Below are 23,716 nucleotides of genomic sequence, written 5' to 3'. Positions count from 1 at the left end.
GACTAGACCTCAGCCGCAACGACGGCCGGAACGATGTTCACGGTCTTGCGTCCACGCTTCTGGCCGAACTCGACTGCACCGGCAGCGAGAGCGAACAGGGTGTCGTCGCCGCCACGGCCGACGTTGACGCCGGGGTGGAAGTGCGTGCCGCGCTGGCGAACCAGGATTTCGCCTGCGCTGACCGACTGGCCGCCGAAGCGCTTCACGCCGAGGCGCTGGGCGTTTGAATCGCGACCGTTACGGGAGCTGGATGCACCCTTCTTATGTGCCATGCTATTGACCCTCCTCGGGTGAAATTAGCTAGAAAGAACTGGTTACTTGATGCCCGTGACCTTGAGCACCGTGATCGGCTGCCTGTGGCCCTGACGCTTGTGGTAACCGGTCTTGTTCTTGAACTTGTGGATGCGGATCTTCGGGCCCTTGGTGTGCTCGACGATCTCACTGGTGACTGCGACCTTGGCCAGCTTGGCCGAGTCGGTGGTCAGGTCAGATCCGTCGACCACGAGAACGGGAGCAAGCGAGACAGCAGTGCCGGGCTCACCCTCGATCTTCTCGACCTTGACGAGGTCACCAACAGCGACCTTGTACTGCTTTCCGCCGGTCTTGACGATCGCGTACGTTGCCATCGGAGGGCTACCCCTTGCTTCTTCGAACTTGCTCGCGCTGCTGCCTGAGGCTTCAAATGCATCGCGACTGGTCTGGTTTATGTCACCTCGGCTCGGTACTGACGTACCGGGACATTCACGCGCACTCTAGGCACACGGAATCTCTACCGCCGGGTGGCGACCCTCCAAGGTTACGGGAAAGCAACCGTCAGGGTCAAACCGCCCCGCCGAGGGGTGGTGCTCACTACTCTGTACTGCTTCTACCAGCTGAAACTTCGGATAACGGTTGGATGTCCTAGCTCATCGCCAAGACATCCAACCGACCGAACGACGGTAGTTCTACTCTCCGTCGACCGGCGGACCCGCGGGACGTGCTGCTGCACGCCTGCGACGGGGCCGCTTGACGACGACAACTTCTTCCTCAGCCGGAATTTCGGCGGCCGGAGCCGGAGCGTCTTCCACGACCGCTTCCGCCACGGGTTCCGGAGTCGGAATCACGAAGACCGTGCCCACCTCGGGAGCTGCTTCGGCAACCGGTGCAGACGCCGCACGCGACGCCCGACGACTACGCCGACGACCTCGGGGAGCTGCTTCCCGCTCGTTACCCACTGCGGGAGCTTCTTCCGCAGCAGAGTCCACAACAGGAACGTCAGGGCGCTCAGTAGCAGCAGGAGCATCAAACGGCCGATCCTGTTGCCGATCGGCACTTTTGGATGCACCATCCCCCGAAGACGTACCGGCGGAATCCGACTCGATCGAGTCGGCCGCGACGGTCTCGTCGTCGTCGTGGTGATGCGAGGCCATCGCCAATGCCACCGGATGAGCCCGTTTGACCGTCGCGTCGACGGCCGGGACCTCCGGCGTCGGAGCTTCCTGTCCGTTGGATTCGGTCGAAGCCGACTTGTCTCCGCGGCCACGCTTGTTCTTGCGCGAGGTACCGGAATCACTGCGCTGCGAGCCCGAACGCGATCCGCCGTCGTCCGAGGACTTCACCTCGACGGGCTCGGAGTGGACGATGATGCCGCGTCCGTGGCAGTGCTCACAGGTAGTCGAGAAGGCCTCGACCAAGCCGGTGCCCAACTTCTTGCGCGTCATCTGCACGAGTCCGAGTGACGTGACCTCCGACACCTGATGGCGCGTGCGATCGCGACCCAGGCATTCGGTGAGCCGACGCAGGACCAGGTCCCGGTTCGATTCGAGGACCATGTCGATGAAGTCGACGACGATCATTCCGCCGATGTCCCGCAGGCGCATCTGGCGAACGATCTCCTCGGCAGCTTCAAGGTTGTTACGGGTGACGGTTTCCTCGAGGTTTCCGCCGGCTCCGGTGAACTTGCCGGTATTGACGTCGACGACAGTCATGGCCTCGGTGCGGTCGATCACCAGGGTGCCGCCAGACGGCAGCCACACCTTGCGATCGAGTGCCTTTGCCAACTGCTCGTCGATACGGCGAGCCGCGAAGACGTCGATTCCGTTGTTCGGCGTGTACTTCTCGAGCCGCGGAAGCAGGTCGGGAGCGACGGAGTTGATGTAGTTCTCGACCGTCGTGTGCGCCTTCTCGCCCTCGATGACCAGCTTGGAGAAGTCCTCGTTGAACAGATCGCGAATGACCTTGACCAGCATGTCCGGCTCTTCGTACAGCGCCTGCGGGTTGCCGGACTTGCCGGTGTCCGCAGCGGCGGCCTGCTCCTCGATGCCGGCCCACTGCGCCTGCAGACGAGTCACGTCGCGCGCCAACTCTTCTTCGCTGACACCCTCGGACGCCGTACGAATGATCACGCCGGCGTCGGCGGGAACGATGTCACGCAAGATTTCCTTGAGACGCTTGCGCTCGGTGTCCGGGAGCTTGCGGCTGATACCCGTGGACGTACCACCGGGCACGTAGACGAGGAAACGACCGGCAAGCGAAATCTGTGTGGTCAGTCGCGCGCCCTTGTGCCCAACCGGATCCTTGCTGACCTGAACGAGCACCTGATCGCCAGGCTTGAGAGCCTGCTCGATCTTGCGCGAGTTGCCACCGAGACCGGCTGCCTCCCAGTTGACCTCACCGGCGTAGAGCACGCCGTTGCGGCCGCGCCCGATGTCGATGAAGGCAGCTTCCATGCTGGGGAGCACGTTCTGGACGCGTCCGAGGTAGACGTTGCCGACCATCGACGCGGACGCCGAGTTGGTGACGAAGTGTTCGACGAGCACTCCGTCTTCGAGGACTGCTACCTGTGTAGTCGCGTGCGGCTGACCGCTGTCTGCTCGATCGCGCACGACCATGACGCGGTCGACGGCTTCACGACGGGCAAGGAACTCCGACTCGGTCAGAATCGGCGGGCGACGACGGCCGGCGTCACGACCGTCGCGGCGGCGCTGACGCTTCGCTTCCAGACGCGTCGAACCACTGATGCCCTGGACCTCGTCCTTGACACGGGTCTTGTTGCGCGGTTCGCGCTCGTGAACGACGGTGTTCGGCGGATCGTCCTCGGAAGTCGCAGTCGCGTCGGTGGCCGCATCGGTGCCAGTCTTACGACGGCGACGGCGACGGCGGCGACGGCTCGATCCGTCAGCGTCGAGGTCGGAATCGTCGGCGTTCTCGGATTCCGCATCCGCGTCGGACTCGGTCTTGTTTCCGGATTCTCCCCCGGAAGCGTCTTCGGTTTGCTTCTCGACTGCCTCGGGGGCAGTTTCCTGCTCCGCTTCGGTGGTCGTATCCGACTCGTCATCCGAGCCCTGCTCGCCGCCCTGTTCTCCACCCTGTTCGCCACCCTGTTCTCCGCGGCCACGGCCACGTCCACGGCGTCCACGACGACGGCGACGCGGCTGATCGTCGTCCTCGTCCTCGGACTCGGCGCTCTCAAGCTCGGTTTGCGGGGCGGTCACAGCCGGCTCTTCGACGGCTGGAATTACAACCGGCGAGACCTCGGGTGCGACTGTTTCTGTTTCCGCAGTTGTCTGCTTCTCTTCGACGACTGCCGGTGCAGCAGGCTCACGGCGGGCGCGACGACGACGCGGGGCCACCTCGGCTGCCTCGAGATCCGGCTGCAGGAACAGCGGAACCTGCGGCGCGGCGGGGGCAACCTCGGGCTGATGGGTCTGCGGTGCCTCGAAGGAGGTGAACAGATCTGACTGCTCGGCTTCCTTGCTCTGCAGCGCAGCAGCGGCGTCGAGTCCAGCGCTGATCTCGGCAACCGCCGGATCCACCACTTCTTCTGCTGCCGGTTCTTCGACAACTACAGTCTTTTTGCGGGTTCGCCGAGCCCTCACCGGCTTCTCGGCTGGAATCTCCGCAGCAGGCTGCTCGGCCGGAGTTTCCACAGCAGGCTGCTCGGCAGCAGGCGCTTCGACAACCGGGTCGATGAGGGCGTCGAGCTCGGCGACGACCGGCTCGATGGCCTCGGCCGCGGAAGTCAGCGAGGCATGAATCCGCTGAGCGATGTCACGTTGGAGACTCGACTGCGCACTGCGCAATTCGGTACCGAGCGCTGCAGCTTCGGCAAGGACCTGCTTGCTGGTGACGCCGAGCATCTTTGCCAGCGCGTGTACGCGCATCTTGTCGGGAAATTCCGGGGTGGTGCTGGAATCTGATTCGGTTGGGGATTGATCGGCCACGTAAGTCTCCTCAGCCCCCGGGCGCGTCCAACCCAGAAGTCGAGTTGTCACGCGGCCACGCGGGAGCGTGCTGTGTGTACTCGCACTCAGAAGTGAGTACGAGATTGTAAGGTCTCGCTCCGCATGGTCCGCAGTGCCCGTTATTCACTGCGAACACATGAAGTGCCTGGCTGGATGGCCGTTGTCCTGAGCGCGAGCGCCTGATCATCCAGCGTGCATAGGTCCAGGGATTTCCTGTTGACCTGGAGCAGCGATGAAAGGGCATCGAACCTAGGTGTCATCCGGTTGAACGTGCGTAAAACAAATTGCGGTTCAACTGAAAGCAGTATCCCACACCAACGCGCCTTCAACTGCAAAGGGCGCACCGATGTGGGATACGTGCCGAGAATTCGCTGTGGAGATGTGGGCCGAAGGCCCGGATAGAAGATTCAGATGGACGACAGCGCGGGGAACCACAGAGCGATTTCACGCTCTGCCGACTCCACGGAGTCACTGCCGTGAACGAGGTTCTGCTGCGCTTCGAGTCCGAAGTCGCCACGGATTGTGCCCGGAAGTGCCTTGTCGACCGGGTCAGTTCCGCCGGCCAACTGACGGAAAGCAGCGATGGCGCGGGGGCCTTCGAGCACTGCGGCCACCAGTGGGCCGGAGGTGATGAACTCCAACAAGCTCGGGTAGAACGGGCGCTCGGCGTGCTCTGCGTAGTGGCTACCAGCCACCTCTTCGGAAGCTACGCGGAGCTCGAGTGCTGCAATTGTCAGGCCTTTGCGCTCGATACGGCTGAGGATTTCTCCTACGTATCCACGGGCAACGGCGTCGGGCTTGATCAGTACGAGGGTGCGCTCAGTCACAGCGGACAGCCTAAATGGTCAGTCCCGTTGGCCGGGAAGCAGGCCCTTGTCCATCCGGCGCTTGATGTCTCTCTGCAGGTAGACGAGGTATCCCCAGACGATCCCGAAGGTGATGGCCACACCCACGATCGACGGGTGGACGAAGAAACCGAACAGAAGAATCACCTGCAGTGCGACGTTGAACCCCATCGCCCACGGCTTGCCCTGGACTCCCGCTCCCAGAATCATCAGTATGGCCAACCCGATGATGAATCCGGCCGAGAGCGCGGTGAGGCCACCGCCGACGACCGCAACGACCGGCAATGCCAGCAGCACGACGATCGCCTCGAGGATCAGGGTTCCGGCCATCACTCCGCGGAAACTCTTCCACGGGTCCTTGGTCGGAGGCCCGAACTCACCGGCAGTGTCGCCAGGCTCGGGATTGGATTCTGACGGGGTACTCACGCGGGGTCCTTTCCGAACAGCGTGCGGGCGGCGCCTGCGGTCACGACGGATCCCGTCACCACGACACCTGCCCCTGATACGGCTTCGCCGGGTTCGGCGACCTGCTCGGCGATTTCGATCGCGACTTCCAAGGCGTCGGCAAGCACCGGCGCGACGACGACGCGCTCGTCGCCGAACTTCGCGACGGCAATGTTGGCCAGTTCCTCGACGTCCATCGCCCGCGGTGATCCGTTGTGGGTGACAACGATCTCGTCGAAGACGGATTCGAATGCGGTCAAAATTGCGTCGACGTCCTTGTCCGCCATGACGCTGACCACTCCCACGAGCTTGCGGAAGTCGAACTCCGCGGCCAATGCGGCCGCGAGGGCGCGGGCACCGTCAGGATTGTGGGCGGCGTCGAGAAATACGGTCGGCGCACTCCGAACACGTTCGAGGCGACCAGGATTGACGATCGAGGCGAACCCGTTGCGGATTGCATCCTGATCGAGTTGTCGATCCGGACCGGCACCGAAGAACGCTTCGACAGCAGCGAGCGCGAGGGCCGCGTTTCGCGCCTGATGCTCGCCGTGCAGAGGAAGGAAGATGTCGGTGTACACACCGCTCAGACCCTGAAGTTCGAGCTGCTGTCCTCCTACCGCGATCTGGCGAGCAAGCACCTTGAACTCCGAACCTTCGCGAGCGACCGCAGCTTCGACCTCGACTGCTCGCCGCAGCAGTACCTCCATGACTTCGGGAGTCTGCTCGGCGATGATCGCGACGGTGTCCACCGGAACCAGATCCTCACGGCCCTTCTTGATGATTCCGGACTTCTCCTGCGCGATCCCGGCCAGGTCGGTACCCAGATACTCGGCGTGATCGAGACTGATCGGGGTGATCACCGCGACCTGTCCGTCGATCACGTTTGTGGCGTCCCAGCGTCCGCCGAGACCGACCTCGACCACGGCGACGTCGACCGGTGCCTCCGCGAATGCTGCATAGGCCATCGCGGTGAGCACTTCGAACTTGCTCATCGCCGGTCCCCCGGCTTCTTCGGACTGTGCGTCGATCATCTGCACGTACGGCTCGATCTCGCGGAACGTGTCCACGTAGAGCCGCGGTGAGATCGGATGACCGTCGATGCTGATCCGCTCGGTCGCGATCTGCAGATGAGGGCTGGTGGTTCGGCCGGTACGACGATGCAGAGCGCTCATCAAAGAGTCGATCATGCGCGTCACCGACGTCTTGCCGTTGGTCCCCGTCACGTGCACCGAAGGATAGTTGTGCTGCGGCGAGCCCAGCACGTCCATCAGCGCCTCGATACGAGTCAGTGACGGCTCGATCTTGGTCTCGGGCCAACGCTTGTCGAGTTCGGCCTCGACCAGCGCCAGTTCGGCGATATCGACCGGAGTCGGAACCGAACTCTGAGCGTCGAACTGGGACGGCTCGTACGAACTCACTTGTCGGCCAACTCCTTCAGACGTCCTGTGATGCGCTCGATCTCTTCGACGGCGATCTGGCGACGGTTCTTGATCTTGTCGACGACGGCGTCGGGTGCCTTCGCCAGAAAAGCCTCGTTCGCAAGCTTGTTGTCGGCGGTGACGAGTTCCTTCTGCGCTGCCGCGAGGTCCTTTTCGAGCCGCTTCTTCTCGGCACCGAGGTCGATGGTGCCCGAGGTGTCGATGTCGACCGTGACGGTGCCCTGGCTCAGACGCACCTCGACGGAGATCGACGCGGTGAATCCCTCTCCGGGTTCGGTCAGCTTGGCCAGCGCTGCCACGTAGGCGAACTGACCGCCCATGGCGGCCTCCGAAAGCCCGGACGCACGCGCCGGAACCTTCTGGGAAGGCTTGAGCCCCTGATCGTTTCGGAAACGTCGCACCTCGGTGATCAGTTTCTGGGTGTCTTCGATCCGGGTGGCGGCCGCAGTGTCGACTGCAACGCCGGACAGCGTCGGCCAGTCGGCGACGACGACGGATTCGCCTCCGGTGAGCACCTTCCAGAGGGTTTCGGTCACGAACGGGATGACCGGGTGCAGAAGGCGGAGCAGTGCATCGAGAACGTTGCCGAGCACTGCGCGGGTGTTCGCGGCGACGGCCTCGTCGTCGGCGAACTGCACCTTGGCGAGTTCGAGGTACCAGTCACAGACCTCGTCCCACGCGAAGTGGAAAAGGCCTTCGCATGCCTTGCTGAACTCGTAGCGCTCGAAAGCGGCATCCGCCTCGGCCTGAACCGTGTCGAGACGGTCGAGGATCCAGCGGTCGGCGTCGGTAAGTTCGCTTCGAGCGGGCAGTGGCGCCGGAGCGGCTCCGTTCATCAGAGCGAACTTGGTCGCGTTGAACAACTTGGTAGCGAAGTTGCGTGAGGACTGCGCCGAATCCTCGCCGACGGACAGGTCACTGCCCGGGTTGGCCCCGCGAGCGAGTGTGAATCGCAGAGCGTCGGCGCCGAAACGATCCACCCAGTCGAGTGGGTCGATACCGTTGCCTCGAGACTTCGACATCTTCTTGCCGAACTGATCGCGAACCAGTCCGTGCAGGAACACGTCCTTGAACGGCATCTGCGCGCCGGACTTACCCGGACCGGCGGTGATCGACTCGTCCTCGGACACATACGTGCCGAACATCATCATGCGGGCGACCCAGAAGAACAGGATGTCGTAGCCGGTGACGAGAACGCTGGTGGGATAGAACTTTTCGAGTTCGGGTGTCTTGTCGGGCCAACCCATCGTCGAGAAGGGCCACAGTCCGGAGGAGAACCAGGTGTCGAGGACGTCGGGATCCTGAACCCAGCCTTCCGGTGCCGTTTCGTCAGGACCGAAACACGCAACTTCGCCCTCGGGGCCGTACCAGACCGGGATGCGGTGTCCCCACCAGAGCTGACGGGAAATGCACCAGTCGTGCATGTTGTCGACCCAGTCGAACCAGCGCGGTTCCTGGCTTGCCGGGTGAATGACGGTGTCGCCGTTGCGAACCGCGTCACCTGCAGCCTTGGCCAGGGTTTCGACCTTGACCCACCACTGCAGCGACAGGCGCGGCTCGATAGCTTCACCACTGCGCTCGGAGTGTCCGACGCTGTGCAGGTACGGGCGCTTCTCGGCTACGACGCGTCCCTGCTCGGCGAGGGCTTCGCGAACCTTGACGCGAGCCTCGAAGCGGTCCATACCGTCGAATTCGGTTCCCGTATCGGCAATCTTGCCGGTCTTGTCCATGATGGTGGGCATCGGCAGGTTGTGCCGCAGGCCCATTTCGAAGTCGTTGGGATCGTGGGCCGGCGTGATCTTCACTGCGCCGGTTCCGAACTCGGGATCGACGTAGTCGTCCGCGATGATCGGGATCTGACGCCCGGTGAACGGATGATCGAGAGTTGTGCCGATGAGGTGCTTGTAGCGCTCGTCTTCGGGATGGACAGCCACTGCGGTATCACCGAGCATCGTCTCGACACGGGTGGTCGCGACGATGACGTGCGGCTCGTTGTCGTCGAGCGAGCCGTAGCGCAGGGAGACCAGCTCACCCTCGACGTCCTCGAACTTCACCTCGATGTCGGAGATCGCGGTCTGCAACACCGGCGACCAGTTCACGAGGCGCTCGGCGCGGTAGATCAGGCCTTCATCGAACATGCGCTTGAAGACGGTCTGGACGGCGCGCGAGAGGCCCTCGTCCATCGTGAAACGATCGCGGCTCCAGTCGACGCCGTCACCGATGCGCCGCATCTGGCCACCGATGGTTCCGCCGGATTCGCGCTTCCAGTCCCAGACCTTGTCGATGAACAGCTCGCGGCCGAAATCTTCCTTGGTCTTGCCGTCGGCAGCAAGTTGCTTCTCGACGACGGACTGCGTGGCGATTCCGGCGTGGTCCATGCCCGGCAGCCACAGAACCTCGTAGCCCTGCATCCGCTTGCGGCGGCTGAGCACGTCCATGAGTGTGTGATCGAGGGCATGACCCATGTGCAGGCTGCCGGTTACGTTCGGGGGCGGCAGCACGATGGAGTAGCCGGGCTTGTCGCTGGTCGCGTCGGCCTGGAAGTACCCGGCGTCTACCCAGCCTTGATACAGATCGGCCTCTACCGCGCTGGGGTCCCAGCTCTTGGGTAGGGCGTCGGCGGGGGTCTGGGGGTTCTCTGGAGCTGCACTGGTCACCACTTGATCCTAATGACTCCCCCGTCGTGAACGAATTCGCCCGTCAGGCGTCGCGGTGGCCACGAACGACGGTCCTCGCAGTCCGGGGGTCAGCCGAACAAACGATATTCACCGATCCGCTCCGCTGACAGGATCGCTCTGAAGGACGACCGACTAACGACCGGTGGAGCAAATATGTTGAACAACTGGAGTTCTCGCCATCCCGGCGTTCGAACCTTGGCGGCTGCCGCTTCGTTCGGAGCGGGGGTTGCCCTGGTGCTTCCGGCGACTGCGTCCGCTGCACCCGGCATCGAAGGAAGCGTGCAGGGAAGCGTCGACAGCGGCAGCGCCACGATCAACGGGAGCGTGGGCGACATCGTCGGCGGTCTCCGGCGGCGCAGGAATCACCAGCACCAAGCACGAGCTCGGCCGCAGCGGCCCGACGTCTTTCGTACTCGGCTACGAGACCGAGGACATCCCGGACCTGATCGAGGTGTACTACGAAGGACGATTGATCCACAGCACCGGATACATCGGCGACGACATCAACGAGGGAACCGGTTCAGCGGTCGTCAACGTGCCCGCCGGCGGGGCCTCGTCCGTCCTGGTCCGCGTTACCGGCCCCGACCACAGCGTGGGCTTACACCGTTCGCTGCCCCGGCGCCCGATTCCTGTCCGGATCCGCGCGAAGAAGATCGTGCCTCGTTCGGCCATTTCGGCCGAACGAGGCATGCGCAGTTCAGCCCAGAATTTCCGGCAGCGCGACATCTTCCCCGAGAATGTGCTCGGAGAGGAACGCGGTGACCACCTCGTACCAGATCTTGGTGTGCTGAGGCTTGAGCACCCAGTGATTTTCGTCCGGGAAGTACAGGAAGCGATGGTCTGTTTTCCCGTCGTCGTCGGCGGGCAGGCCTGACTCTGCAAGCAGTTCGTACCAGAGCCGCAAGCCCTCACCGATCGGAACCCGATAGTCCTTGTCGCCGTGGATCACCAGCATCGGCGTCGTGATGTCTGCGACGTACAGATGCGGTGAGTTCTCGACGGCCATCTCGGGCGACATCTCGCGCTGCCAGTACCAGGCAGCGTCCGTGGTCGGGCCGAATTGGTCCAGTGCCCAGAGACTTGCGTGAGTGACGATCGCGTCGAAACGGTTGGTATGGCCGGCGATCCAGTTGGCCATGTAACCGCCGAACGAACCACCCATCGCGCCCGTTCGCTTGGGGTCGATCTCGGGCTGCGCGACGGCAGCATCGGTGATCGTCATCAGATCGGTGAAAGGCGCCTTGCCCCACTGCCCCCACCCGCGCTGAACGAAATCCTGGCCGTATCCGGTCGAGAGCGCGGGATCAGGCAGCAGTACTGCATAGCCCTTGGCGACGAGCAGCCACGGATTCCACCGCCAGGACCAGGTGTTCCACGAACCGAGGGGCCCGCCGTGGACCCAGAGAAGCAATGGCACCGGTGCATGCGGCGCGGCGCCGGTCGGCAGCGCCAACCAGCTGCGCACTGTCGAACCGTCCTCGGCGCGCGCGGTGATCTCGGTCAGCGTTCCCGGCAGCTCCGGCAACGGGTCGGGTCCACGAAGTGCGGTGATCTCACCTGATCGAAGATCCACCCGCACCACGTGCGGGGGCGCTTCGTACGAAGCCCGCAACGCGTAAATCGACTCGCTGTCCGGCGCCACTCGAACGTCGGTGTACGCCGCGTCGTCGGCTGTCAGGCGAACCGGTTGGCCCCACAGGTCGATCGTGAAGATCGGACCCCGGCCGCCGTCGTCAGCGGTGACCACCAGCCCGGATCCGTCGGGTAGCCAGGCCAGGGAGGTAGGCCAGCGATCCCAGCCGTCGGCGACGCCGGTCACGGCACCGGATCCGAAGTCGTAGAGCTTCAGAGTCATTCGCGGCGCGAACTCCGGCGTGGTGAGAGTCTCCCGGATGAACGCGAGCTTGGTTCCGTCCGGCGAGAGCACCGGGTTGTAGACGTCCGCGTCAGCCTCGTCGACAAGCGTGGTTCGGTCGCCGGTCACCGTGTCGATCCGAACCAACGTCGATCGGCGGGCGGCACTCGGATCGCCGACAGTCCACGTCGTCACTACGAAGAGACCGTCGTCGGAGATCGTGGTCGACGTCTCTCGCAGCGCCGCGCCTGCAGTTGGCGTGATGTCCCGCAATTCGACGGGTTCCTTCGAATCCGTCTCAGCCACAACCAGATGCGGATGATCGGGGCCCAGGTCGTGGTCCCAGTGCCGCACCGGATACCCGGTGTGCAGCATCGCCGTGACCTTCTTGTCCTTGCGCGCCGATCGCACCTGATCGTCCTGGTCGAGACTGATCGCCGAAGCCATGACCGACGTCTGGGCCACGAACGTCGGCGCCGCCTTGGCCGCTGATACCGACGAGACGCCACCGGGACGTGAGATCAGCAGCTGAGCTTCTCCGCCCGCCGCAGGTAGACGCCACAGTGCGGGTTGCGGATCACTCTCGCCCGGCACCGCTCGCGTGGCGGTGAAGAGCACGTCGCCGTCGAACGCGAAGGCAGCACCGGACTCGCTGGTCGAACCCCAGGTCAACCGACGCGCAGGACGTCGACCTTCCGGGTCGATCTCCCACAACGAAGACACGTATTCGGCGCTCTTGTCGTCGAGAACTGCGCGCGCGCAGATGAGCAGCGAGCCGTCGGGTGACAACACCAGGCCGGACAACCTGGCCAGAGCGACGTAGTCGTCGAGTTCGTCGAACGGTGTGCCTGCGTGGAGCTCGGGAATCTGGGTCACCACTAGTTGGTATCACGCGCCCCGCGGTTGACGCATCATTGCGTAGATCGTCGGCCCGCCGCCTGGCATGACGATGTCGCGGGTCACTTCGAAACCGAAGCGGTTGTAGTACGGGATGTTCGATTCCTTGCTGCTCTCGAGGTAAGCGTCGACGTGTTCACGATCGCAACGATCCAACCGGGAGTTCAGTAGGGCTTTGCCGTATCCCCCACCGCGAGCCGCGCTGCCGGTCCCGACCGTCGCGAGATACCAGTGCGGCGAATTCGGATGTGCTCCTTCGAGAACGGAGCTGACCTCGGCCGCATGTCGCAGCCCGCTGCCGAAGACACGCACCATTGCCGGCAGGCTCATGAGCCCGGAGATCCACGACTGCTTCCATCGCCCTGGCGGATCCCACAGAGTTGCCCCGCCGATCACGCCGGAGTCATCGGCGGCCACCTCGACACCGCCACCGGCGAGGTGGTGGTAACGAGCTTCTGCGGCAAACAGTTTCGTCAGGCGATCAGCCCTGGTGACCTCGTCCGGCAACATCCACGCCATCAGGGGATCGTCCTCGAACGCCTCGGCCAACACTGCCGACAGTGCCGGGACATCGGATCGGACAGCCGGCCGCACGTGTACACCCATGAGGCGAGAGTACCGCCGACTGTCCGAATTCTTGGACCTTGAACAGCGCTGTCCTTGAACCCACCTGTCCGTGAACCGACCTGTCGGTGAACCGATCAGACGAGCAAGCCCGCAATCCGCGGCGGAATCTGTTCGAGCGCGTACGGCAGGCTCAGTACGGTGCTCCACGTCATGGCTTCGGCAGCAGCGTCTTCCAGAATGATCGCGCGGCCGTCCTTCACGACGTCGAGTTCCTGGTAGATCGGGGTCTTGTCCAATTCCGCGCGAAGCTTGTCACCGTAACCACCACCGGCGTACCAGACGAGTACGTCGACGTCGGCAAGAGAGAGTTGCTCGGTGCTGATCTCGGCGAAGTTACCCGTGATCTGATCGGTGACAGGCGGATTCACGAATCCGAGTTCGGTGAAGAACCGCACCTTGGGGTCTTCCGGTCCGTAGACCCCGAACTGCCCCGGCCCCTTCAACGCGCCGACCAGAACAGTCTTGCCGGCAAACGCTGGATTGGCCGTCTTCACGTCGGCGAACTTCTCCTCGACGCCGGCGATCAGTTCGGTGGCCTTTCCCTGCTGCCCCAATGCCTCGCCGATGATGGTCGTCTGGTTCTGCCAGGGGATTCCGTAATCCGCGAATTCCTTCGGCTGTGCCACTGTCGGCGCGATGGCACTGAGTTTGTCGTACTGCGCCTGAGTGAGCCCGGAGTAGGTCCCCACAATGAGGTCGGGTGTCACGGAGGCGACCTTCTCGATCTGAATGGTGGTGCCCGCGGTTCCGATGATCTCCGGAGTCGACCCGTTCAGCAGGGGTTGCGCCCACGGCCACACACCCGAGGGGTAGTCGCCGTACCAGTCGAAGGTTCCGACCAAGGTCCCGCCGAGCGCGAGAATCGCATCCTGATCGTTGTACCCGACACTGACGATCCGCTGCGGATCCTTGGGCAGTTCGGTGGTACCGAACTTGTGGGTGATCGACCCCGCAGTGTCGCCGCTCGAGGGTGTGTCCTCGTCGTTCGAACTGGAGCAGGCTGCGGCGAATGCCAGCAACGCTCCCGACGTGCCGATCAGAAATCCGCGCCGGGTCAGCCGACCTGCGTCCGTTCGATCCATGTTCTTACCCCTTAAGTCCGCTAGTTCGGTAGGTAAGGCTAGCCGATGATTGTCGCATTCCGGCGACTTCGACCGGCCCGTTCGATGGCAGTACCGGCTCGTTCGGGCCACTATGGAGACATGACGCGCCAGGGCCCCTCGAAAGACATCGACGAATCGGATCTCGAAGTCACGCACCCCAAGGACTACGCCGCCGGAGTGCCGGCCGTTCTGGTGTCGCTGCAACGAGGAATCGAGCAGATGGGAGCCTTGCGGACTGCCCGAACGCTCACCAGGCTCAACCAGCGTCACGGCTTCGACTGCCCGGGGTGTGCGTGGCCGGAGACTCCCGGACATCGCAAGCCCGCCGAGTTCTGCGAGAACGGAGCGAAAGCCGTTGCCGAGGAAGCAACGCTTCGCACGGTCACACCCGAATTCTTCGCGGAGCACTCGATCGCCGACCTCGAAGGCAAGACCGATTACTGGCTCGGCCAACAGGGCCGACTGACGCACCCGATGGTCCTGACCCCGGGAGCAACCCATTACCAGCCGATCGACTGGGACGGCGCGTACGCTCTGATCGCCGAACATCTCAACGGCCTCGCGTCGCCGGACGAAGCGGTGTTCTACACCTCGGGTCGCACGTCCAACGAAGCGGCGTTTCTCTACCAGCTGATGATTCGTAGCTACGGCACCAACAACATGCCCGACTGTTCCAACATGTGTCACGAGTCGTCCGGAAGCGCACTGACTGAATCCATCGGCATCGGCAAAGGCTCGGTGACGGTTCCCGACCTCGAGAACGCCGATCTCATCCTCATCGCCGGACAGAATCCCGGCACCAACCACCCTCGAATGCTCTCGACACTCGAGAAGGCAAAGGGCAACGGCGCCAAGATCATTGCCATCAATCCCCTACCCGAGGCTGGATTGCGACGGTTCAAGGATCCGCAGAAGGTGTCCGGCGTGATCGGGCACGGAGTCGAGATCGCGGACGAGTTCCTGCAGATCCGGCTGGGCGGAGACATGGCGCTGTTCCAGGGCCTGGGGAAGCTGCTGCTCGAGCAGGAAGATCGCGCTCCCGGCACCGTCGTCGATCGCGCATTCGTCGACCGGTACTGCGCCGGTTGGGACGAATACGAGAAGCACATCCGCGCGGTCGATCTCGGCACTGTACTCGAGGCGACGGGCCTGTCGATGGCGCAGCTCGAGGAAACGGCTGCCGCGCTTGCCCGATCCGAGCGAACCGTCACTTGCTGGGCCATGGGCATCACTCAGCACACACACGGAGTCGCCACCATCGAAGAAGCGGTCAACCTGCTGCTCATGCGTGGAATGATGGGCAAACCCGGTGCCGGGGTCTGTCCGGTGCGAGGACACTCCAATGTCCAGGGTGACCGCACGATGGGCATCTGGGAGAAGATGCCGGAAGAGTTCCTGGCCGCGCTCGACACCGAGTTCTCGATCTCGAGTCCCCGCAAGCACGGATGGGACACCGTCGACGCGATCCGCGCCATGAACGCCGGCAAGGCAAGCTTCTTCATGGCGATGGGAGGCAACTTCATCCAGGCCAGCCCGGACACCGCAGCCACCGAAACCGCGCTGCGCCAATGCGAACTCACCGTTCAGGTTTCCACCAAACTGAACCGAAGCCACGTCGTTCACGGGCAGACTGCAATCATCCTCCCCACCCTCGGACGCACCGACCTCGACGTCCAGGCCGGCGGAAAGCAGCTTGTCTCCGTGGAGGATTCGATGTCCATGGTGCACCTGTCGCGCGGACGCCTCACGCCGGTCAGCCCCTACCTGCGTAGCGAAGTCGCCATCATCTGCCAACTCGCCCGCGAACTACTCGGCAGCGATCACACCGTCCGCTGGCCGGCCTTCGAGGGCAGCTACGACCTGATTCGCGACTCCATCTCACGAGTGGTGCCCGGATGCGAAAACTACAACACCCGGGTTCGCCAGCCGGATGGATTCCAGCTCCCACACCCACCACGCGACTCGCGCGAATTCCGCACGCACACCGGCAAAGCCAACTTCGGCGTGAACGAACTGCACTGGATACCCACTCCCCGTGGCCGTCTGATTCTGCAGACCATGCGAAGCCACGACCAGTACAACACCACGATCTACGGCCTCGACGACAGATACCGCGGCATCAAGGGTGGACGCAAAGTCATCCTCGTCAATGCCGAAGACATCACCGCACTCGGATTCCGCGATGGCGATCTGGTCGACATCGTGTCCGAGTGGACAACCCCAGACGGCACTCTCGAAGAGCGTCGGGTCACGGAGTTCCGCATCGTCTCCTACGACACCCCCCGCGGTAATGCGGCGGCTTACTACCCCGAGACAAATCCCCTCGTTCCCCTCGAACACGTTGCAGCCAAGTCGAACACACCGGTCTCGAAGGCCGTCACCGTTCGACTCGAAGCATCAGGCGCCTGAGATGGGACGAGTCACCGCACGAACACCGGTCGTTCGAATCTCGGGTGATCGGGTCGTCACACGCCCCGACACCCTGGCCGTCGAGGAACCACTCGAAATGAGGGTCGGCGGCCAGGTGCTGGCCGTGACGATGCGAACACCCGGCAACGACGTCGACCTCGCACACGGATTCCTTCTCAGCGAAGGCGTCATCGCCACCCGCGACGACGTGAGCGTCGTCCGCTACTGCGACGGCGTCGACGAAACCGGCGCGAACACGTACAACGTCCTCGACATCGCTCTCGCTCCCGGAGTGCCGGTGCCCGATCACACTACCGACCGCAACACCGTGGTCAGTTCCGCGTGCGGAGTGTGCGGCAAGACCTCACTCGACGCCGTCCGGACCACGACGCGTCATCCGTTGGTCGGTGACACCACTTCCGTCACGTCAACCATCCTGGCGGCCATGCCGATCACACTGCGGGAGAGCCAACGGATCTTCGAGCGCACCGGCGGCCTGCACGCGGCCGGATTGTTCACTGCCACCGGCGAACTCTTGGCACTGCGCGAGGACGTCGGCCGTCACAACGCCGTCGACAAGGTGATCGGGTGGGCAATCACCGACGGCCGAGTGCCCCTCTACGACACGATCTTGATCGTCAGTGGACGGGCATCGTTCGAACTCGTCCAGAAGGCCGTCATGGCCGGCATTCCGATCCTCGGAGCCGTCTCCGCGCCGTCCTCCTTGGCCGTGGAACTAGCGCAGGAGTCCGGGCTGACTCTCGCCGGTTTCATCCGCGGCGATTCGATGAACGTCTACTCGCACCCGCACCGTGTCGAGGTCACGTCGAACTCGCACGCAGCTGAGCCGACAGTCGCACAGCGGAGTTGACCTCCCCGTAACCCTCGTACCCACCCACTCGCTGCACGACCTCGAAGAACAGGTCTCCCCCGACGGTCGGGGTGAACAGGTGGAAGAACTCACCGTGAGCATCCGCGTCGTAAAGGATTCCGGCGCCACGCATACGGTCGAGCAGTTCGGCATTCAGTCCGAAACGCGCGTCGAGATCGTCGTAGTAATTCGGGGAAATGGGTAGCGGCACAAAGCCCCAGTCCTGCATAGACGCCGCAGCACCGAAGATGTTCTCACACGCGAAGGCGACGTGACTGACGCCGCCGCGGCGAACCGTCGGCAGCCCGCTTCGACTGCCCTCCACCATGTTCAGCGAGATGCGCAGGGCATGTCCGTCGCCGTCTTGAACGAGCGTGAGCGCCTGGCTCCGCATGAGGCCGACGGAATCGGTGACGTCCTGCCCCTCGTGCGGTTGCATCTCGAACACCGACCGCAGGAGCAGCATGATGCCGTCCCAGCTCTCGGCCGGAACTGCAAGCGCCACATGGTCGATCCCGGTGAACACTACGCCCTGTTCACGATTGCGCTCGGCGGGTAGCGGATAGATCTCGAAAGCCGATTCCCACGCCGCAGCACTGCCGGGGCCCCGCAGATCGATCGACGTCGCGTCGGTGACCTTCAGACGTACGACGTCCGGTACCTCGGAGTTCTCGTCGCTCGATCCCGGCAACTGCACTCGCGTCGCCGGTACTTCGAGAGCCAGCGCTCGCTCACCCCACACTTCGGGTTCGGTTGCGCGGATGCCGATCTGAGTGAGAACCGGTAAATCCGCAGGCAGCCCGGGCGCCGTCCACACCGTGCCCGCAGTCGCGTCCACGGCAACGGTGAGCGATCCGTGCCGCCACAACTGTAAATCGTGGTCGTGGTGCCGTCCGAGAAGATGAAAACCGACGCGGGAGAGCATCGTGTGCACCTGGTCCTGCTTAGCTGGTCCCGCCGCGATTCGCAGAGACACGATTCCTTCGAGCGGCGTGCGCTCCGGGGCGGTGAACAGCGTGGGTCCACCGGCGGCCGGGTTCGCGGCAGCGACCTGTTCTTCGAGGTGGAGCAGCGACCGATGAGCGTCGATTGCCGTTCGCTGGGTGTCGGCGCGACGGAATACGTCATTGAAGATCTCGAGCGACCATGGTCCGTCGTAGCCCGTGGCGTAGACGTGCTGAGCGAAAGCACTCAGATCGAAACTGCCCTGCCCCGGGAAGTTTCGGTGGTGCCGGCTCCACTGCAGGATGTCCATCGCCAAGAACGGTGCGTCCGCCAACTGGAGGAAGAAAATCTTCTCGCCCGGAATCTCGCGAATTCCGGCGGGATCGTCACCGCGCGAGAGGATGTGGAAGCTGTCCAGACAGGTTCCGAGTGAAGGATGGTCGACCCCTTCGACGATCTTCCATGCGTGGCTGTAGGTGTTGACGTGGGCACCCCACGCGAGTGCCTCGTACGCAACTTTCTTGCCGTGCTCGGACGCCAATTCGGCGAGGGCTCCGAACTGCTCCGTCAACTGACCGTCGTCGTGACTCGCGGTCGGTAGAGGCGAGGAGCACACCAGGAGCGTCTCGCATCCCAGCTGTTCCATCAGCTCGAATTTGCGTTGCACTCGAACAAGATTCCGAACAAATTGACGTTCCTCCACCGTGTCGAAGTCACGGAACGGCTGATACAGATCGAGGGTGAGCCCCAGATCCACTGCCCTCGTTCGTAATTCCTTCGGGGACCACGGCGAAGCAACAAAATCCGGCTCGAACACCTCGAAGCCGTCGAAGCCAGCGGCCGCGATGGCGTTGAGCTTCTCCTCGAGAGTGCCGCTCAGCGATACCGTCGCGATCGACGTCCGAACCGGGGCACTCACAGCGCTGCCGCAGCCTGTTCGCCGTGCACCAGTTCGGTCATGTGAGCGAGCATCCGCTTGCTGTCGGGCTCGATGCCCGTGAAGATACGGAATGCGTCGACGGCCTGGAAGACAGTCATTCCGCCTCCGCTGAGCGTCGGCGCGCCGATCAACCTGGCCTGACGCAACAGTTCCGTTTCGAGCGGGCGGTAGACGATTTCCGCCACCCACAGATCGGGGCGGAGCAGATCCGGGGAGAAGGCCATTCCGGGATGGGCCGCCATTCCCATCGGTGTCGCGTGGATCAATCCGTTCGCGTTGCCGAGCGCTTCTGCGAGGTCGCTCGTGTGCCGCGCCTCGACTACCTGCGCGGGAAACTGCCGCGAGAAGGCATGCGCGAGTTCTTCCGCGCGAGCCAGGCTCGAATCGACCAACGTCAGCGTCCCGACGCCGCGGGTGAGCGCGGCATAGGCAACCGCCGCGCCTGCTCCGCCCGCACCGAGCTGCACGACGCGAGCGAGCTGCGCACCGGGTAGCCCCTCGTCGAAATTCCGGCCGAAGCCCGACCAATCGGTGTTGTGTCCGATCGCCTTGCCGGAGTCGAAGAGGACCGTGTTCACTGCGCCGAGCTTGTCTGCGTCCGGCGAAAGCTCGTCGAGGTGCTCGATCACCAACTGCTTGCACGGGTGAGTGATGTTGAGGCCGCGGAACCCGAAACGTCGTGCATACGTCAGAAGTTCACCGATGTCCGAAGGCGCCATCCCCATCGCGTCGAGATCGAGGATGCGGTAAACGTACGGCAGGCCCTGTCTGCGGCCTTCTTCCTCGTGCATGATCGGAGTCAAGGAGGCTCCGATGCCGGTGCCGATCAGACCGCAGAGGATCGAATCACTCATCAGTTCTTCCCTTCTCGAATGCAGACGAATTCGACTGCGGCGCTGTAACCGCCGATCCCTAACCCGCAGATGACCGCGTCGGCGATCCCGGAAACGTAGGAGTGGTGACGGAATTCTTCGCGGCCGTGGATGTTGCTGATGTGCACCTCCACCACGGGGGCGTCGAGTGTGACCAGTGCGTCTCGCAAGGCAACGGAGGTATGCGAATACCCACCGGGATTGATGACGATGCCCGCGACTCTTCCCCTGGCCTCGTGGATCCAATCGATCAGTTGACCCTCGTGGTTCGACTGCTTTGCTTCGACCACCGCTCCGAACTTCTCGGCCGCAACTTCGCAGCGGGAAATGACGTCGTCCAGAGTGCCTCTCCCGTAGAACTCCGGTTGGCGCTGGCCCAACAAATTCAAGTTGGGCCCGTTGAGAACCAGAACCGGTAGAGATGGAGTCATCAGGGCACCTCGGTGTCGACGTTCGAAGTTAATGTACGAACTAGTGAGTTAGTTCACTGGACGTTACTCCCCCGACGCGAACTCGACAAGCAAAGTCGACAAACTGCTGACAGATAGAGTGAGCACATGGTTTCCGAGCAGTCAGTGAACTCTGTGGCGTCGAAGCCGGAGAAGCGACGCCGAAACAGTGACCTGACCAGGGTGAACATCATCGCCGTCGCCACCGAAGAGTTTGCCGACAAGGGCTTCGCCGGCGCCCGGGTGGACGAGATTGCAACCAAGACGCACACCACCAAACGGATGATCTACTACTACTTCACCGACAAGGAAGGGCTGTACAAATCAGTCCTCGAACACGCGTACAGCGTGATTCGTGCGCAGGAGCGCGAACTCGACCTCGAGGGATTGAACCCCACCGCAGCAGTGCGCGCCTTGGCCGAACTGACCTTCGACCACCACGAACAGCACCCGAACTTCATTCGGCTGGTGGCAAACGAGAACATGCTCCGCGGCGAGCACATCGAGAAATCCGAACTACTCAGCGGCCTCGGCGCACCCGCCGCCGACCTGGTCTCCCAGATCCTCCACGACGGGCAGCAGGCGGGGGTATTCCGCTCCGACGTCGATGCCCTCGATATTCACATGTTGATCAGCAGTTACTGCGTCTTCCGCATCGCCAACCGGTACACGTTCAAAGCGCTCTTCGACCGCGATCTGACCGACTCGACTCATCGCGAACATCTACGAACGATGCTCGGCGACATGGTTGTTGCGTTCCTGACCTCACCGACGCCGTCCTGACCCACCCCGAAGTCCTAAAAATCCCCCTACGGTGGTGAGTAGAACTCACAGCTGCCACCGGGAGGAATGACGTGACCGAGAATTACGTAGACGGGCTTTCACTCGAGGAGAAAGCGTCGTTGACGTCCGGCTCGGATTTCTGGCACAGCCAGTCCGTTGCCGGAATCGAATCGATATTACTGACCGACGGTCCGCACGGAGTCCGGAAACAACCCGAGGGTGGCGACGCACTCGGACTCGGCCACAGCATTCCCGCGACGTGTTTTCCGCCGGCAGTCGGGTTGGGCTCGTCGTGGAACCTCGACCTCATCCGCCAGGTCGGTGAGGCTCTGGGCGACGAAGCCAAAGCCGAACAGGTCTCGGTTCTCCTCGGTCCCGGTATCAACATCAAACGATCCCCGTTGTGCGGCCGGAATTTCGAATACGTCTCCGAGGACCCATTCCTCTCCGGCCGCGTCGCGGCAGCACTGATCACCGGCATCCAGTCTCGCGGCGTCGGAACCTCGCTCAAGCACTTCGCTGCCAACAACCAAGAGCACGACCGGATGAGAGTCAGCGCCGACGTCGACGAACGGACGCTGCGCGAGATCTATCTGGCCGGATTCGAGTACGCCGTCAAGACCGCGGTCCCGACGACGGTCATGTGCTCGTACAACAAGATCAACGGTGTGTACTCGAGCCAGAACCGTTGGCTGCTCACCGAGGTACTCCGCGAGCAGTGGGGCTTCGACGGCCTCGTCGTTTCGGACTGGGGAGCGGTCAACGATCGCGTGGCGGCACTCGCCGCCGGCCTCGATCTGGAAATGCCGTCGACCGGAACCGACACCCAGATCGTCGACGCCGTGCGCGGCGGAGACCTTGACGAATCCGTACTCAACACTGCAGCCGAACGACTGTCGACGCTGGTGAAACGCACCGCCGCCGCGCGCACCGAAGGCCACACGTACGACGTCGAGCGTCACCACGAACTGGCTCGGATCGCGGCAACGGAGTCCGCTGTATTGCTGGCCAACGACGGAGAACTACTGCCGCTGACCCCCGGCGGGCAAACTGTCGCGGTGATCGGAGAATTCGCGTGCAGCCCGCGGTACCAGGGGGCCGGCAGTTCACAGGTGGTTCCAACCAAGCTCGACAATGCTTTGGACGCGATCCTCGACCTCGAAGGCGCCGACCGCGTCACCTTCGCACCGGGCTTCACCTTCGACAGCACTCCGGACGACGACATGGTCACCGAGGCTGTCGACGCTGCGCGCCGCGCTGACGTCGCTGTGCTCTTCCTCGGACTACCGTCCGCCACCGAATCCGAAGGGTTCGACCGAACCCACATCGATCTGCCCGCCGATCAGATTGCCCTGCTGGAAGCGGTGCACGGTGCGAACCCGAACACCGTGGTCGTGCTCTCCAACGGTGGCGTGATTTCGATCGAGCCTTGGAAGGATCATGCCGCCGCAATCCTCGAGGGTTGGCTACTCGGCCAGGCCGGCGGCTCGGCGATTGCCGACCTTCTGTTCGGCATCACGAATCCGTCCGGGCGTCTGACGGAGACCATTCCGCTTCGCCTCCAAGACAATCCGTCGTATCTGCATTTCCCGGGAGCCCAGCAGCACGTCCGCTACGGCGAAGGCCTGTACGTGGGATACCGCTACTACGACTCCGTGCTGCGCGAAGTGGCGTACCCGTTCGGGTTCGGGCTGAGCTACACCACCTTCGACATCACCGATACGTCTGTCGAGGCCGGTGAGAATTCCGCCGAAGTGACCGTCACCGTGCGCAACAGCGGTGACCGATCGGGCAGCACCGTCATTCAGGTCTACGTCCACGACGCCTCGGAAAGCATCGACCGTCCCGTGCAGGAATTGAAGGGCTTTGCCAAGGTCCACCTCCACCCCGACGAATCTGAGACCGTGAACATCACGCTCGACACCAGGGCATTTGCCTATTGGTCCGTCGCGGCGCAGGACTGGGCGATCGAACCTGGCGACTACGAGATCCGCGTCGGTTTCTCGTCTCGGGACATCGCGAGAACCGACACGATCACCCTGGCCGGGAACGTCGGCGTCGGCACACTCGACGCAATGTCGACCATCGGTGAATGGCTCGCCCATCCCGTCGGTAGTGCCGTTCTCGGCGCCGCCATGTCCGCCGCAGCAGGCGAAGGTGCGCAGTCGGTCAGTCCCGAGATGATGGCGCTCGCCGGTTCTATGCCGCTCGGAAAACTCGCCACCTTCGGCCTCGGCATCACCGAGGAACAGGTGGAGCAGTTGGTGGCGGCCGCAGCACAGCCGGCCTACTAGCTCACTGAACTGCGGTTTCGACGAGTGGTGTGACCGCCAGTA

Annotated in this window: 17 protein-coding genes and 1 pseudogene; 5 read left to right on the top strand and 13 right to left on the bottom strand. The window is 63.3% G+C overall.

The annotated features are described in order from the left end of the window. Positions 1–2: 2 nt before the first annotated feature. From rpmA to R4P65_RS08415, 7 genes are all read right to left on the bottom strand, one after another. Positions 3–272, bottom strand: a complete 270-nt coding sequence (gene rpmA, locus R4P65_RS08445) for a 50S ribosomal protein L27 (protein ID WP_003944532.1) — start codon at positions 270–272, stop codon at positions 3–5. A 42-nt stretch (positions 273–314) separates the two neighbouring features. After that, positions 315–626, bottom strand: a complete 312-nt coding sequence (rplU, locus tag R4P65_RS08440; RefSeq protein WP_230813976.1) for a 50S ribosomal protein L21 — start codon at positions 624–626, stop codon at positions 315–317. A 318-nt stretch (positions 627–944) separates the two neighbouring features. After that, complete coding sequence (locus tag R4P65_RS08435; protein ID WP_317826175.1) at positions 945–4,202, bottom strand: translation initiation factor IF-2 N-terminal domain-containing protein; 3,258 nt, start codon at positions 4,200–4,202, stop codon at positions 945–947. Positions 4,203–4,630: 428 nt separating this feature from the next. After that, the gene (gene ndk, locus R4P65_RS08430) at positions 4,631–5,050 is read right to left on the bottom strand and encodes a nucleoside-diphosphate kinase (RefSeq protein ID WP_019749070.1); all 420 of its coding nucleotides are present in this window, start codon (positions 5,048–5,050) and stop codon (positions 4,631–4,633) included. 18 nt (positions 5,051–5,068) lie between these two features. Continuing rightward, complete coding sequence (locus R4P65_RS08425) at positions 5,069–5,494, bottom strand: DUF4233 domain-containing protein (protein WP_317826174.1); 426 nt, start codon at positions 5,492–5,494, stop codon at positions 5,069–5,071. Beyond that, complete coding sequence (gene folC / locus R4P65_RS08420; protein WP_317826173.1) at positions 5,491–6,930, bottom strand: bifunctional tetrahydrofolate synthase/dihydrofolate synthase; 1,440 nt, start codon at positions 6,928–6,930, stop codon at positions 5,491–5,493. The genes R4P65_RS08425 and folC overlap by 4 nt, the downstream gene beginning before the upstream one ends. Continuing rightward, on the bottom strand, positions 6,927–9,608 hold the full coding sequence (locus tag R4P65_RS08415; RefSeq protein WP_317826172.1) for a valine--tRNA ligase: 2,682 nt from the start codon (positions 9,606–9,608) through the stop codon (positions 6,927–6,929). Before R4P65_RS08415 ends, folC begins: the two co-directional genes overlap by 4 nt. Positions 9,609–9,782: 174 nt before the next feature. On the opposite strand from R4P65_RS08415, the pseudogene R4P65_RS08410 reads away from it, so the two are divergent. Beyond that, a pseudogene (locus R4P65_RS08410) lies at positions 9,783–10,252 on the top strand (hypothetical protein); the annotation flags it as partial. 74 nt (positions 10,253–10,326) lie between these two features. On the opposite strand, the gene R4P65_RS08405 reads toward R4P65_RS08410, so the two are convergent. The 3 genes from R4P65_RS08405 to R4P65_RS08395 form a co-directional block, all read right to left on the bottom strand. Then, positions 10,327–12,360 carry a S9 family peptidase gene (locus R4P65_RS08405; RefSeq protein WP_317826171.1) on the bottom strand — a complete coding sequence of 678 codons (2,034 nt, stop codon included), beginning with the start codon at positions 12,358–12,360 and terminating at the stop codon, positions 10,327–10,329. Between the two features lie 12 nt (positions 12,361–12,372). Further along, a complete protein-coding gene (locus R4P65_RS08400; protein ID WP_317826170.1) occupies positions 12,373–12,987 on the bottom strand; it encodes a GNAT family N-acetyltransferase in 615 nt (204 codons plus the stop codon). A 95-nt stretch (positions 12,988–13,082) separates the two neighbouring features. Then, positions 13,083–14,090: an iron-siderophore ABC transporter substrate-binding protein gene (locus R4P65_RS08395; protein WP_317826169.1), complete on the bottom strand. Its 1,008-nt coding sequence runs from the start codon at positions 14,088–14,090 to the stop codon at positions 13,083–13,085. 120 nt (positions 14,091–14,210) lie between these two features. On the opposite strand from R4P65_RS08395, the gene R4P65_RS08390 reads away from it, so the two are divergent. Continuing rightward, positions 14,211–16,520, top strand: a complete 2,310-nt coding sequence (locus R4P65_RS08390; RefSeq protein ID WP_317826168.1) for an FdhF/YdeP family oxidoreductase — start codon at positions 14,211–14,213, stop codon at positions 16,518–16,520. Position 16,521: 1 nt separating this feature from the next. After that, positions 16,522–17,391: a formate dehydrogenase accessory sulfurtransferase FdhD gene (gene fdhD, locus R4P65_RS08385; protein ID WP_317826167.1), complete on the top strand. Its 870-nt coding sequence runs from the start codon at positions 16,522–16,524 to the stop codon at positions 17,389–17,391. On the opposite strand, the gene R4P65_RS08380 is transcribed toward fdhD, so the two are convergent. From R4P65_RS08380 to aroQ, 3 genes are read right to left on the bottom strand one after another with little or no spacing between them, the layout of a single operon-like run. Further along, positions 17,342–19,255, bottom strand: coding sequence for a sugar phosphate isomerase/epimerase and 4-hydroxyphenylpyruvate domain-containing protein (locus R4P65_RS08380; RefSeq protein WP_317826166.1), 1,914 nt, complete (start codon positions 19,253–19,255; stop codon positions 17,342–17,344). The two genes, fdhD and R4P65_RS08380, sit on opposite strands and share 50 nt — an antisense overlap. After that, positions 19,252–20,130 (bottom strand): shikimate dehydrogenase, encoded by an 879-nt coding sequence (locus R4P65_RS08375; RefSeq protein ID WP_317826165.1) that lies wholly within the window; start codon positions 20,128–20,130, stop codon positions 19,252–19,254. The genes R4P65_RS08380 and R4P65_RS08375 overlap by 4 nt, the downstream gene beginning before the upstream one ends. Continuing rightward, a complete protein-coding gene (gene aroQ / locus R4P65_RS08370) occupies positions 20,130–20,579 on the bottom strand; it encodes a type II 3-dehydroquinate dehydratase (RefSeq protein ID WP_317826164.1) in 450 nt (149 codons plus the stop codon). The genes R4P65_RS08375 and aroQ overlap by 1 nt, the downstream gene beginning before the upstream one ends. Before the next feature lie 126 nt (positions 20,580–20,705). Between aroQ and R4P65_RS08365 the strand changes: the two genes are divergently transcribed. Together R4P65_RS08365 and R4P65_RS08360 are read left to right on the top strand one after the other, a co-directional pair. Next, positions 20,706–21,380, top strand: coding sequence for a TetR family transcriptional regulator (locus R4P65_RS08365; RefSeq protein ID WP_230814001.1), 675 nt, complete (start codon positions 20,706–20,708; stop codon positions 21,378–21,380). A gap of 71 nt (positions 21,381–21,451) precedes the next feature. After that, a complete protein-coding gene (locus R4P65_RS08360; RefSeq protein ID WP_317826163.1) occupies positions 21,452–23,674 on the top strand; it encodes a glycoside hydrolase family 3 C-terminal domain-containing protein in 2,223 nt (740 codons plus the stop codon). Positions 23,675–23,716: the final 42 nt, after the last annotated feature.

Source organism: Rhodococcus sp. IEGM 1318 (assembly GCF_033142465.1).
GTDB lineage: Bacteria > Actinomycetota > Actinomycetes > Mycobacteriales > Mycobacteriaceae > Rhodococcus_F > Rhodococcus_F qingshengii_B.
This window is presented reverse-complemented; position numbering and strand designations above follow the sequence as displayed.